The following is a 13,314-nucleotide window of genomic DNA, read 5'->3' as shown; positions in this document are numbered from 1 at the left end:
GGCTGCTTGCCCCATATTTTAAATATAAAATCAATTAATGGCATTTCCACCAAGAGCCCCCCGCGGCGCATTTAACCCCCGTTTTAAAAAAGAACAACAACAGGAACATCGTACAAATCACATGATCAGGGTACCGGAAGTACGGCTGGTAGGCGAAAATATTGAGCCAGGCATTTATTCCTTTGCCGATGCACAAAAAATGGCGCAGGATCAGCAGTTGGATTTGGTAGAAATTTCTCCGGGTGCAACCCCACCGGTATGTAAAATCATCGATTACAATAAATTTTTGTACGATGAAAAGAAGAAGAAGAAGGAAATGAAAGCGAAATCAAAAACCAGTGAGGTTAAAGAAGTTCGTTTTACGCCCAATACAGATGATCACGATTTTGAATTCAAATGCAAACATGCAGAAAAATTTTTGCAGGATGGCAATAAAGTAAAGGCGCACGTTCAGTTTAAAGGCCGTGCCATAATGTTTAAGGAAAGAGGAGAATTATTGTTATTAAAGTTCGCTGACCGTTTGAAGGATGTAGGAGCGCTCGAAGGCATGCCTAAAATGGAAGGTAAGCGAATGTTGGTTATGTTTGCCCCTAAGAGTCAAAAAAAGGCGAAGAATTAAGTGAAATTGCAAATGAAGGGTAAGCCAATATCGGTACCTCTTGGGTACAGGAGTTGAAAAAGAAAAATTAAATAAATTGAAAAAGGGAAACAAATGTTTCCCTTTTTCGTTTTCATCAAGTATTTGCTGGAAATCATGTTTAAATCTTAAGTAATGTAAGCTTCTGTTTTTAAGTAGAATTGACATGAAATGCCAGCGCGTAGTAGCTATTTTGATGCTTTTTTTAAATAATGCCCCAATTGAATTGTGTGGAAATATTTACCGGCGCATTATTTGATTAGGTTGTTTTACCACTTCATAAATCACATATAATGAAACTTCTGAAACTCTTGAAATTGACATCCTTACAGGTTTGTCTATTAATTATCGTATCATGCAAAAAGGAAGCAGTTACAATTCCAGTAACCTTTACGTCAACAACCTACAAACCCTTGGGAGGGTATGACAGTGACGGTAAACCAGACTACCTCGTAGCCAGTGATACCATTTCTTCTACATTGCGTACTTATATAACAAACCTTCTTCCTGAAAGCAAGGATTTGAGAAATCTTCATCCCGAGTTACTCAATGCTAATTCTATTGCTGATATTCCTATTCACACTTCTGCAGACGTTTATATAACTTATGTATCGAATGGTACAGGCTACACTAATACATTTGGTTTTTATACCTATACTACGGGACAGTCGCCAGCGAGTGCTAAAGATATAAAAAATATAACTTATATTTTCCCCAATGCGGGAATTTATACCACACTGCAGCCGGGCGCTAAAGTTCATCTGGGAAGATTTGATGCAGGAATTTCACTTGGATTTGTCATATTGCAAAACGGATGGAATAGGAATACTCATACGATTGATAGCTCTGCAGTACATTTCTGTTCTAATGATATTTTAAATCCGGAAGTAGCACCAAGCCTGAAAAAGCACGCGGTATTAATCAATTACCCTGAAGAAAACAAAGTTCTGATTGGATTTGAAGATATTGATAGAACTAGTAGTTTATGCGATAATGATTTTAACGACATGATGTTTTACTGCACAGTAGTGCCTTAACTTTTATTTTTCAAACACAGTCTGATATAAAATTATAAATTTATTTCAAAGACTATGATTTATTTCCTACCTTCGCCGCCCGAAAAAGAGCTCTTTCTTTTTTGATCATTTCCCACATGGCTCAAAAAGTGTCCGTCTGTTCGGAACGCCAGCAGGGAGTAACTATAATAAGTTATTAAATGCCAAAAGTTAAAACCAACTCGAGCGCAAAGAAGCGTTTCAAAGTTACAGGAACCGGCCTGATTACTTTTCAAAAGCCCTTTAAACGTCACATCTTAACAAAAAAATCGAAAAAACGCAAACGTAATTTAAGAAAAGATGGGGTAGTGCATTCTACCAACCATGATTTCGTATTGCGTTTATTACGTCTGAAAGGTTAAATCAGTTTCAACAACCAATTTACATTTCAACACACTAACATTTCAAAATTATTAAGATATGCCACGTTCAAAAAATGCAGTAGCATCAAGGGCCAGAAGAAAAAGAGTACTAAAAGCCGCCAAAGGTTATTACGGAAAACGTAAAAACGTTTATACCGTCGCCAAAAACGTAATGGAAAAGGGGTTAACATACAGTTATGTTGGCCGTAAATTAAAGAAGCGTGAATACCGCACGTTGTGGATTGCACGTATCAATGCCGCCGTAAGGGCCGAAGGGTTAACTTACAGCGAATTCATTCACCAGTTAGCCGTTAAAAATATCGACATCAACCGCAAGGTGCTGGCCGATTTGGCAATGAATGAACCAGAAAGTTTTAAGAGCCTTGTTGCGCAGGTAAAAGGATAACAAATACTTTTATTTAAAACGAATAGTTGAACCTTTCAACAAAGAAAAACCGGTTATGACAAAATCATAGCCGGTTTTTTATGCATTACATTTCTCATTCAAGTACATTTGCATTTCATAAATAAAACCCATTGCAGTCAATGAATAACATGAACAATACTTATGCTGATCTGGTCGATCAGACTTTTAACTTTCCTCAACATGATTTTAAAGTTGAAAACGAGTATTTGCAATACAATGGGCTGGATGTAAAATCGCTGATTGATAAATATGGAACGCCGCTCAAGTTAACCTACCTGCCAAAAATAGGTATGCAGATTAATAAGGCAAAAGATATGTTTGCCAAGGCCTTTAAGAAACACCAGTACGAAGGAAAGTACAATTATTGTTACTGCACAAAAAGCTCACACTTTTCTTTCATTGTGGAAGAAGCGCTTAAGCATGATATTCATTTAGAAACTTCCTACGCCTACGATATAGAAATTGTAAATAAATTATATGAACGCAAGAAGATTAATAAGGACACCTTTATCATCTGTAATGGTTACAAGCAAAAGTCCTATACAAGCCGTATTGCCCGCTTATTGAATACCGGCTTTAAAAATGTAATTCCTATTCTGGATAATAAGGAAGAATTGAAGGCGTATAAATCGGTAAAAGTTCCTTTTAAAGTGGGTATAAGGGTGGCTGCAGAGGAAGAGCCGAATTTCCCTTTTTACACTTCCAGGCTGGGCATGCGGGCGAAAGATATCCTGGAATTTTATGTAGATGAAATTGAAGGGTTTGAGCATAAGTTTCAGTTGAAGATGCTGCATATTTTTTTAAACAAGGGGATAAAAGACGATATCTATTACTGGAGTGAATTAAACAAGGTAATTAACCTTTATTGCCAGTTAAAAAAGATTTGTCCTGAACTGGATTCAATCAATATCGGCGGGGGCTTTCCTATAAAACACTCGCTTGGTTTTGAATATGACTACCAGTTCATGATCAATGAAATTGTGCGTAATATCAAGGTTGCATGCAAAAGAAATAAAGTGCAGATGCCTAATATTTTTACCGAATTCGGCAGCTACACCGTTGGCGAAAGCATGGCGCACATTTACAGTGTAATTGGAGAAAAGATGCAGAATGACCGGGAGATATGGTACATGATCGACTCTTCTTTTATTACGACATTACCAGATACCTGGGGGATTGGGGAGAAATTTCTGATGCTTCCAATCAACAAATGGAAGGATGAATACCAACGGGTAACCTTGGGGGGCATTACTTGCGACAGTCATGACTATTATGATTCTGAGGAACATATCAATGAAGTATTTTTGCCGAAGCTGACTGCAGGTGGAGAACCGCTGTATGTGGGCTTCTTCCATACCGGAGCATACCAGGACCAGATAAGTGGATACGGCGGTATAAAGCACTGTCTGATACCGTCTCCAAAACATATTATTGTAGAACGGGACAAAAATGGTAAACTGGTTGACTGGGTGTATGCAAAGGAACAAACCGCACAAAGTATGCTGAAGATTTTAGGCTATATGTAAATTTATCCGGGTTAAAGAGTTATAATAAAAAAAGTGGCAACTGCCACTTTTTTTATTATAACGATGTCACCTTAATTGGCTTTATGTTTTACTTTATATTTCTTATTTACTTTGGGATTGTTGAAGTAATCATCCAATTCTTTTTGGCTTAAATTTTCCTCCGCTATTGGAATATCAATTAACTGTACCTGACTCTGTTTTAATTCTTCTTTTAATTTATTTGACTTCGTTAAAATATTAGGATCTTTTTCTCCCGCCAATGTGTTGTCTGCCAGTAAATACTCAAGCCTTTTTATACTGTTCCTAATTAAGGTAGCCGTATTTTGGTCGGATGAACTATTTGGTGCAGATGCCTCTTTTACCGGCACCAGCGCCACGCCTACACTTGGTAAAATTTTGCCTGCAGTTTGCTCACTTCTGCCCGGTAAAGAAGAAAATACTGTTCCCCCAAGCGCTGTTGAGGCAGATGCAAGATCAAAACTTGTTCTGGTGCCTTTCGTCTTTTTTATCTTTTTGTCAACCAGTCTAAAGCTACTTTTAAGCTGCAATACATAATGGTCGATTTCTGTCCTCAGTTTTTCAAATTCAATAACCTGCTGCGGGTAATTGATACTTTCTTTTACAATAATATTAATGATGGCGGTATCACGGTTATTAAACTTATTGGTACCAATAAAATAGATCTCCAGTTTCTTTATTTTATCTTTATCTGTGTCCTTAATAAAATCAAAGGGTGCCCGCCAGGTAAAATCATCATTACATTTAGTAACGGGAGTCAGCGATTTTATCGGATAATTACTGAAATAGGTAATTTCCTCAATCGGAAAATTACCGTTGTCACATTGCAATTTAAAACTCACAGTATCGCCTTCATCAATAAATAAAGTATTTGTTACCGTAGGCTTTACCTTGGAAGGTATAATTTCTGTATTGTAAAACAAAAGCACAAAACTCGTGTCGACGCGTTCCTCCGGATTGTCGAGGTTTTGGACGCTTAACGATACTTTATATTCGTAATCATACTTTAATCTCCCCGAAAGGAAAAATGATTTTTCAGCTTTAAATGTAAGTTCACCATTGTCTTTATTGATTTTTAAGCCTACGGGAGAGTTCTTTAAAAACCAGTAATATTTAGCAATGTCTTTATTAATGATCAGCGGATATCTTAGCGTAGAGTCAACATGCAGGCTAAAATAGGGATTAAGATTTTTTATTCGCAAAGCCGTATCAGCCGGGTTAGATATTACCGGAATGGAATCTAATTTAACCTGTGAAAAAAGTGTTGCCGGAATGGTGAAGAAAATCAGGAGATATAAACAATTTTTTTTGATCATGTTTTTCTTTTAAGAGGTATACCGGCAAAGGTAAAACATAAAAATAAGGCTAACAGGTAATTAAACAAAATAAGGCTATCCTGCATTAACAGAATAGCCTTTTCTTAACCAAAACAAACTCTATTTTTACTCTAACCTTACTGAATCGCTATTTCTTTGCTTGCCGGAGCTGTTTCTTCTTTTTTGGGAAGTGTCAACTTCAAAATACCATTTTCATATTTGGCCGCTATATTTGCCGCATCAATTTTTTCATCCAGCGTAAAACTTCTTTTAAATCCTTTGTTACTAAATTCCTTGCGGATGCTTTTTACGTCGTCATTTGTTGCTTCTTCCTTTTTTGATGCACTGATTACCAATAAAGTATCATCTAATTTAATTGTGAAATCAGTTTTTTCGAGACCGGGTGCTGCAACTTCCAGCTGATATGCCTTTGCGTTTTCTGTGATATTTACCGGAGGAAAACCTAAAACATCTTCCCGGAAAGTTTTTCCAAAAGAAGCCGGGATCTCGTTAAAAATATCTTTCATTAAACCATCAAAATTTCTTACAGCCGGGTTGTTTACTTTTACGAATGTCATGTCTATAATTTTTTTAGATTTAAAATTTGTTTGTTTTGATTGTTCAAAAGTTGTTCCAGCGCCCTTTTTTAGAAAATATGACCTTTTGTTATAGACATTTAAGCCATACTGACACTTTATTTTAAATACGTATGACGGGATGTCGTTTTCTTTCGTCGGGTGTACCGGTGAAAACGTATTGATAAACTTGAATATTAATTCAAACTAAGTTGTAAATTTGCTTTCTAAAAACAAAAAACTATGTATCCGGAAGAAATAGTAATACCAATGAAGGAAGAGCTGACTGAAAATGGCTTTGTAGAAATGTTGACTGCCGCAGAGGTAGATAACAGGTTAGCCAATGAAGGAACTACGCTTGTGGTGATAAATTCTGTTTGTGGCTGCAGTGCCGGAACAGCAAGACCTGGTGTTTTAATGGCCGTGCATAACAGTGCAAAAAAGCCTGATAACCTGGCAACCAGTTTTGCAGGTTTTGATGTGGACGCAGTTAAAAAAATCAGGGAGCACTTGTTGCCTTATCCTCCATCATCCCCTTCAATTGCCTTATTTAAAAACGGCCAGTTGGTTCATTTTATTGAAAGGCACAATATAGAAGGAAGAAGTGCCCAAATGATTGCTGAAAATTTAATTGGTGCATTTGAGCAGTACTGTAACTAAAAGAACATTTTAATTGTCAATCCCGAAGCGTTCAGTTTCGGGATTTTTATTTAAGCATACTATTAATTTACTGCAAAGAATAATTGAATATCTTGCAACACTTAATTTTAAAGTATGTATCCCAATCTATATTATTTTTTTAAAGACCTGTTTGGAGTTCAGTGGAAAGCGCTTAATCTGTTTAATACATTTGGCTTAATGGTGGCAATGGGGTTCGTGTCTGCCGCAATAGTTTTGTCAAGCGAACTAAAACGGAAGGAAAAGCAAGGTCTGTTGTTACCAAGGGAGGAAGCCATAACAGTTGGGATGCCCGCTTCCTTCCTTGATCTTTTTGTAAATTTTGTTACCGGTTTTTTATTTGGCTATAAATTGTTTGGTTTAATGCTTAACAAACCTGATGAGGTTAGCGCACAGACATATATTTTCTCACGTGAGGGTAATTTATTTGCTGGCATAATACTGGGATTGATATTAATAGGTGTAAAGTGGTGGGAAAAAAATAAACATAAACTTAAAGAACCAGAGCAAAGAAATGTAAGAATCTGGCCGCATGACAGGGTAGGCGATATAATCATACTAGGATTAATATTCGGCATTTTGGGCGCCAAGTTATTTGATGCTATGGAAAACCTGGATGAACTGATTGCCGACCCAATTGGAACCATTTTTTCTGGGGGCGGCCTTGCATTTTATGGCGGATTGATTTTAGCCACGATTGCGATTTGCTGGTTTGCTTACAGAAAAGGCATTAAACTCGTTCATTTGACGGATGCTGCGGCGCCTGCCTTGATGATCGCGTATGCCGTTGGCCGTATCGGATGCCAGGTATCCGGAGATGGCGACTGGGGAATTTATAACAGCGCCTACGTAAGCGACGATTACGGTAAGGTAAAGGAATGCACGCAGCCGGAATTTGATCAGGAGTTACGAAAATTTGCCAATTATCATCTGAAGGCCCGGGTGCTGGATAGTGGAAACGTGTTCACTTACATACCAACTGCCAGAACTTTCACCAGCCTGGAAGCAGTACCACGACTGGCAGTAAAAGGACCTTCTTTTTTACCAAAATGGATGATTGCCTATTCTTACCCAATGAATGTAAATAAAGACGGCAAAAAGATTCCTGGTTGTAATGAAGAGCACTGTCGTGCTTTGCCTCAACCTGTTTTTCCGACTGCGTTTTACGAGACCATTATGTGCACCCTATTATTTTTGATGATGTGGGCTTATCGAAAAAGACTAAAGATTCCAGGTGTAATGTTCGGTTTATATCTTATCCTGAATGGGTTTGAAAGATTCTTTATTGAAAAAATACGGGTAAATCACCTTTATACTGTACTTGGTTTTCACCTTAGCCAAGCTGAAATAATCGCTGTATTTCTCATCTTGTCCGGCGTTATACTAATTGTTGTAGCTAAAATGAGGTTTTCAAGATCTGCATAATCAACCGTTTTACCGGTAAATTCTTTTACCAGTCATGGTAGCTAATAACCGTTTGTGTATAATACTGTTCCTTGCAATGCAAAGTACCTATTTTTGTTATGTACAATTCAAAACAAGGTACAAATGAATATGAAACATTTATTAATCCTGCTGACTGCTATGAGCATAAGTATCGTCAGCCTTGCGCAGCTAAACGGAAAAATTTCGGGTACAATTAAAGATGGTGGCAATCAGCAAATAGTTGACGCAGCAACTATATCACTATTACATAGTAATGATAGCAGTCTTGTAAAGGCAGCTGTTGCTGATAAAAGCGGCAATTTTTCTTTTGAAAATATTAACGAAGGTAATTACCTGGTAGCTGCAAGCTCAGCAGGACATACTACAGCTTACAGTAAACTGCTTATCCTTTCAGTTGAAAAGCCCACCATTATTGTAGAGGTATTGCAATTGCAGCCCGCCCGAAAAGAATTGAAGGATGTAACAATCGTTTCCAAAAAGGCTTTTACCGAAAGAAAAATTGATAAGACAGTTGTGAATGTTGATGCTTCTGTAACGAATGCTGGTACCACCGCGATGGAAGTGCTGGAGAAAAGCCCGGGCGTTACAGTGGACAAAGACGGCAATATTAGTCTGAAAGGAAAACAGGGCGTAATGGTAATGTTGGACGGAAAGCCTTCTTACCTAAACGGTGCAGAACTGGCCAACCTGTTGAGGAGTATGTCATCCACCAATGTAGACCAGATCGAAATAATGACCAATCCGTCTGCAAAATATGATGCTGCTGGCAACTCTGGGATTATCAATATCAAAACAAAAAAGAACAAGCAAAAAGGGTTCAACGGCAGTGCTACCGTTGGTTATGGCCAGGGCGTTTACGGTAAAACAAATAACAGCCTTAACTTAAATTACCGCAACGGCAAATTCAATGTGTTTAGCACACTAAGTGTTAATCACCGCAAAAATTTTCAGCAATTGGATATCAACCGTATTTATAAAAATTCAGATCAGTCGGTAAATGCCATTTTTGATCAGAATGCAAGGATGTTACACAACAATGGGAGCAACAACGCAAAACTTGGCGTTGACTATTACGCGAGTAAAAAGACTACAGTTGGAGTGGTGGTTTCTGGTTTTGTAAATCCTGAAAAGCAATCCAATCTTAATACAAGTTATTTAAAAAGCAAACTAGGTGTTGTTGACTCTGTGGCAGTTTCCGAAGGTTCAGAAGATGGCCGGTGGAAAAATGGTGCAGTGAATGTTAACCTTCGTCATCAGTTTGATTCTACAGGAAGAGAGTTTACAATGGATGCAGATTATATGGATTACAATGCCACTAAAACGCAACCTTTTAGTAACATCACTTATTTGCCTGATGGAACTGTTTCCAACAGTAACAAACTTGTAGGAGAGCTGCCATCGGTGATAAAAATTTACTCTCTGAAAGCAGATTATACGCACCCGTTAAAGAAAGGCGTAAAAATTGAAACCGGTATAAAAACAAGTTTTGTAAATACAGATAATACAGCTGGCTATTTTAATATCATCAACGATGTAAAGCATCCGGATTATGAAAAAACAAACCGCTTTAGATATAAAGAGAACATCAATGCCGCATATTTAAATGCAAGTAGAGAAATTAAAAAATGGGGCTTCCAGGCAGGGCTTAGATTGGAAAATACCAATTATTCAGGAGACCAGTTTGGTAATCCGCAAAGACCAGACAGCTCTTTTACAAAAAGCTATGCCGGATTGTTTCCGACTATGTTTGTAAGCTACAATGCCAATGAAAAAAATCAGTTTACATTTTCATACGGCAGAAGGATCAATCGTCCGGCATATGAAGATCTGAATCCTTTTATGTTCTATTTGGATAAATATACCTACGGTGAAGGCAATCCTTTTTTACGTCCCTCGTATGCCAATGTACTGGAGATGTCGCACACTTTTAATCAATGGCTGACTACAACAATCAACTATGCTCACACAAAAGATTTGTTTAGCGAAACCTTTGAACCAAGAGGCTATGCAACGGTAATTAAGCAAGGTAATTTTGCCAGTTCTGACAATGGAAGTATATCTGTCAATGCTCAAAAAGCAATTACAAAAATCTGGACACTGATTGTTTATTCAGAAGCCAATTACAGCCAGTACAAAGGATTGACATTTGGCAATAGCGAAAAAAGAACAGGGGCTACTTACCTGATTAATATTAACAACCAATTTAAATTTAACAAGGGCTGGAGTGCAGAATTATCGGGCTTTTATCGTACCAAAGGAATTGAGGGCCAGATATCAATCAATCCTTTAAGCCAGGTAAATGCAGGCATACAGAAAGAGATTTTAAAAAAGAAGGCAACGATTAAGTTAAATGTAAGGGATGCATTTTTCTCCATGATACAAAATGGTAAAATTGACATTCTTAATACCGATGCCCGTTTTCATCAGTATGGAGATTCAAGAGTTGTATCAGTCAACTTTACCTACCGGTTTGGTAAACCAATCAAGGGAATTCAAAAAAGAAATACTGGCGGTGCCGGAGATGAACAGAACAGGATAAAAGGAGTAAATTAATTTTAGATTGAATATTCAAAAACGCAGTTCTTTAAGGGCTGCGTTTTTTGTTTTATAGATAGACTATACCAAATTATATATGATGAATAATCCAAAAAACTGGTTACGCGAAAGCCAGTTAAATTAATAGTCAACTGATGCTTCCTGCATTTGAAGGTTTTTCTTATAGATGGGTAATGTAATGGTAAAGCAGGATCCCTCGCCGGTTTTGCTGCTGACCGTAAATTTTCCATTATTGGATTTAATAAAATCCCTGCAGATCATCAGTCCCAGCCCTGTACCCATTTCCTGGCCCGTACCCAATGTTGTATAGTATTTTTCACTGAATATTTTGGTCAGTGCTTCTTCACTGATACCAACACCATCATCCTTCACCATTAAGTTAACCGTTTCATTATTTTTTTCCGAAAAAATTTCAACACAGCCACCAGCCCTGGTAAATTTCAACGCATTGCCAATAAGGTTGCGCAAAATTGTTTTCATCATGTCGGCGTCTGCATACGCACAGGTATTTGGTTCAATGTTATTGATGAGGGTAATTCCTTTTTCAGCCGCTTTTTTTGAAAAAAGTTTATACGTGTTGGAGGTAATATTGCTCAGTTCAAGACTTTGCAGTGTCACCTTGCTTTCGTTTAACTGGTTGCGTGCCCAGCTGAGCAGATTATCCATCAGTTCTACACATTTGTCCACTTCTGCATTTACACCAGGTAAACTCATCAACATATCTTCTTTTGAAAAGGCGCCTTTGGCAAAGGCATCCATTATATTTTTCAATGCATAAATAGATGTTCTGAGATCGTGCGAGATGATAGAAAATAGTTTGATCTTAATATTATTAAGTTCGGTTAACTCCGCATTTTTCTTCTGTAGCAGTGCTGATTGTTGTTCTATTTGCTTCGTTTTAAACAAAATATTTTTATTGGACAGACGGATTAATTCCTTCTTTGCTTTAATTGATCTTTCATACTTCCATACCTGAAATTTAATCAGGTACATTGTAATAAATATCATTAAAAAGGAACACAGATAATTAAAACTGGTATAATAAATAGCCATTGAACTCGACGCTGTGCCGGCAGGGTTATTTTTAAAATAAAAATGTAAACCAACATAGAGAAGCAAAGAGTAACTGAAAGCAAAAATGATATTTCTTATTTTATGAAGAAAAAAGAAGGCCAGCATCATGTAAAGTATGAGGTAAATTTCTGTGCCGGAATCAGGTGTCGTCAAACTTGAAAATGCCAGCAAAGCCGGAATAGTTGCAAAAGACACTACTGTTGCCGTACTGTACAAATGACGATGTATTACTGCAAATAGCACCAAAAATGCAGATACTAGTCCAAAATTTGAAGCTACTGTCCAGTAATTATACCAGGTAGGTGCCAGTAATAACGTGTATAAAGTTCTGATTGTGGCCAGGCAAAAACCTGTAAAGTTGAGGATGTTGAAAATAACCAGTCGTTTCTTCTCATAATCGGACAGGTAATCAGTATACCCTATATTTTTAATTTTATGGACAAAGTTTTGCAAAAAAATCATACCGGTAAACGCATTGGTTATTGGAACAAACAGCAGCTTACACAGAGTACAATGGTGTAATAAATATACCCTTTTTATAATTACCGATGAAAAAATTTAAGAAATACTTCAAGCAAATTGATACTTTGAAAAAAGTCCGCTAGTGCAATTGCATTTTGCACTGGTGTAAAAAGTGGTGAGGCAAAAGATAAATACTTAGTTTTGCTAATCATTTTCTGAATATTTTTAAAAATTGTCACTTATGCCATCATTTGATTTTGCCAGTAAAGTTGATTTGCAAACGTTAGATAATGCCATCAACACTGTAAGCAAAGAAATTATCAACCGCTTTGATTTTAAAGGGAGTCATGTAGTAGTTGAACTTAATAAAAAAGAGTTTAAGGTAAACCTCGAAGCAGATAGTGAGATGAAATTGAGCCAGATTATAGATGTGCTGATTAGCCGAAGTATGAAGCAGGGGCTTGCACCGGAGGTGTACGATCTTTCTAAAGAGCCGCATCAAAGCGGGAAAATTGTGAAGCAGGAAATACCTGTAAGAAATGGTATCAAGCAGGAAGATGCAAAAAAAATTGTGAAGTTGATTAAAGACAGCGGACTTAAAGTTCAGGCCGCCATTATGGACGATATCATCCGTATTACAGGAAAAAAAATAGACGATCTACAGGAAGTCATACAGGCGTCAAAGGGATGGAATATCGGCATAGCGTTACAGCAAACCAATATGAAGAGCTAGTGTTCCTTTGACAGGAAGCGGTAACTGAAGTCTTTTAGTCCATTGTTTCATTTTAGTGGCCCATTATTAAATTATTTGCCTTACTTTTGCACTCTTTAAAAATCGCATGGCAAAATCCATGCACAAACCTTTACAATTATGAAAAAAGATTTGCATCCCAAAAATTATCGTTTTGTTGTTTTCAAAGACATGAGTAATGGAACCACATTTTTGAGTCGTTCTACGGCCAATTCAAATGAAACTATTTTGCACGAAGATGGTAAGGAATATCCAGTAATTAAATTGGAAATTTCAAACACCTCTCATCCGTTTTATACTGGTAAAAATGTACTGGTGGATACTGCAGGACGTATTGACAAATTTAAGAAGCGTTACGAAAAGAAAGCAAACTAGTATATTTTACTATTATTTGTTTACTTGTAAATACTTTATGTCCCTTCGGTTTCCCC

At 37.1% G+C, this 13,314-nt stretch carries 13 protein-coding genes; 10 read left to right on the top strand and 3 right to left on the bottom strand.

Annotated features, from left to right (window positions below):
• The first annotated feature begins 37 nt into the window (after nt 1–37).
• From infC to JWR61_RS20505, 5 genes are all read left to right on the top strand, one after another.
• Nucleotides 38–619: a translation initiation factor IF-3 gene (gene infC, locus JWR61_RS20525; RefSeq protein ID WP_301929585.1), complete on the top strand. Its 582-nt coding sequence runs from the start codon at nt 38–40 to the stop codon at nt 617–619.
• Between the two features lie 311 nt (nt 620–930).
• Nucleotides 931–1,674 carry a DUF4114 domain-containing protein gene (locus JWR61_RS20520; protein WP_301929584.1) on the top strand — a complete coding sequence of 248 codons (744 nt, stop codon included), beginning with the start codon at nt 931–933 and terminating at the stop codon, nt 1,672–1,674.
• Nucleotides 1,675–1,853: 179 nt separating this feature from the next.
• Nucleotides 1,854–2,054 (top strand): 50S ribosomal protein L35, encoded by a 201-nt coding sequence (rpmI, locus tag JWR61_RS20515; protein WP_301929583.1) that lies wholly within the window; start codon nt 1,854–1,856, stop codon nt 2,052–2,054.
• Nucleotides 2,055–2,112: 58 nt separating this feature from the next.
• Nucleotides 2,113–2,460, top strand: coding sequence for a 50S ribosomal protein L20 (rplT, locus tag JWR61_RS20510; RefSeq protein ID WP_290338860.1), 348 nt, complete (start codon nt 2,113–2,115; stop codon nt 2,458–2,460).
• A gap of 140 nt (nt 2,461–2,600) precedes the next feature.
• The gene (locus JWR61_RS20505) at nt 2,601–4,007 is read left to right on the top strand and encodes an arginine decarboxylase (RefSeq protein WP_301929582.1); all 1,407 of its coding nucleotides are present in this window, start codon (nt 2,601–2,603) and stop codon (nt 4,005–4,007) included.
• Nucleotides 4,008–4,078: 71 nt separating this feature from the next.
• On the opposite strand, the gene JWR61_RS20500 is transcribed toward JWR61_RS20505, so the two are convergent.
• The gene (locus tag JWR61_RS20500) at nt 4,079–5,341 is read right to left on the bottom strand and encodes a hypothetical protein (RefSeq protein ID WP_301929581.1); all 1,263 of its coding nucleotides are present in this window, start codon (nt 5,339–5,341) and stop codon (nt 4,079–4,081) included.
• Between the two features lie 137 nt (nt 5,342–5,478).
• Nucleotides 5,479–5,919, bottom strand: coding sequence for an Hsp20/alpha crystallin family protein (locus JWR61_RS20495; RefSeq protein ID WP_301929580.1), 441 nt, complete (start codon nt 5,917–5,919; stop codon nt 5,479–5,481).
• A gap of 240 nt (nt 5,920–6,159) precedes the next feature.
• Between JWR61_RS20495 and JWR61_RS20490 the strand changes: the two genes are divergently transcribed.
• From JWR61_RS20490 to JWR61_RS20480, 3 genes are all read left to right on the top strand, one after another.
• Nucleotides 6,160–6,576 (top strand): BrxA/BrxB family bacilliredoxin, encoded by a 417-nt coding sequence (locus JWR61_RS20490; RefSeq protein WP_290338864.1) that lies wholly within the window; start codon nt 6,160–6,162, stop codon nt 6,574–6,576.
• Nucleotides 6,577–6,690: 114 nt separating this feature from the next.
• The gene (locus tag JWR61_RS20485) at nt 6,691–8,019 is read left to right on the top strand and encodes a prolipoprotein diacylglyceryl transferase (RefSeq protein ID WP_301929579.1); all 1,329 of its coding nucleotides are present in this window, start codon (nt 6,691–6,693) and stop codon (nt 8,017–8,019) included.
• Between the two features lie 129 nt (nt 8,020–8,148).
• Complete coding sequence (locus JWR61_RS20480) at nt 8,149–10,593, top strand: TonB-dependent receptor family protein (RefSeq protein ID WP_301929578.1); 2,445 nt, start codon at nt 8,149–8,151, stop codon at nt 10,591–10,593.
• 123 nt (nt 10,594–10,716) lie between these two features.
• Here the strand turns inward: JWR61_RS20480 and JWR61_RS20475 are convergent, their stop codons facing one another.
• Nucleotides 10,717–12,132: a sensor histidine kinase KdpD gene (locus tag JWR61_RS20475; RefSeq protein ID WP_301929577.1), complete on the bottom strand. Its 1,416-nt coding sequence runs from the start codon at nt 12,130–12,132 to the stop codon at nt 10,717–10,719.
• A gap of 241 nt (nt 12,133–12,373) precedes the next feature.
• Here JWR61_RS20475 and JWR61_RS20470 point away from each other — a divergent pair, with 241 nt between their 5' ends.
• Together JWR61_RS20470 and JWR61_RS20465 are read left to right on the top strand one after the other, a co-directional pair.
• Nucleotides 12,374–12,865 carry a YajQ family cyclic di-GMP-binding protein gene (locus JWR61_RS20470; RefSeq protein WP_301929576.1) on the top strand — a complete coding sequence of 164 codons (492 nt, stop codon included), beginning with the start codon at nt 12,374–12,376 and terminating at the stop codon, nt 12,863–12,865.
• 138 nt (nt 12,866–13,003) lie between these two features.
• Nucleotides 13,004–13,258 carry a type B 50S ribosomal protein L31 gene (locus tag JWR61_RS20465; RefSeq protein ID WP_290338870.1) on the top strand — a complete coding sequence of 85 codons (255 nt, stop codon included), beginning with the start codon at nt 13,004–13,006 and terminating at the stop codon, nt 13,256–13,258.
• Nucleotides 13,259–13,314 lie beyond the last annotated feature (56 nt).

Source organism: Ferruginibacter sp., from assembly GCF_028288465.1.
GTDB lineage: Bacteria > Bacteroidota > Bacteroidia > Chitinophagales > Chitinophagaceae > Ferruginibacter.
Note: the sequence above shows the minus strand (reverse complement) of the source record. Positions and strands in the feature narration are given on the sequence as shown.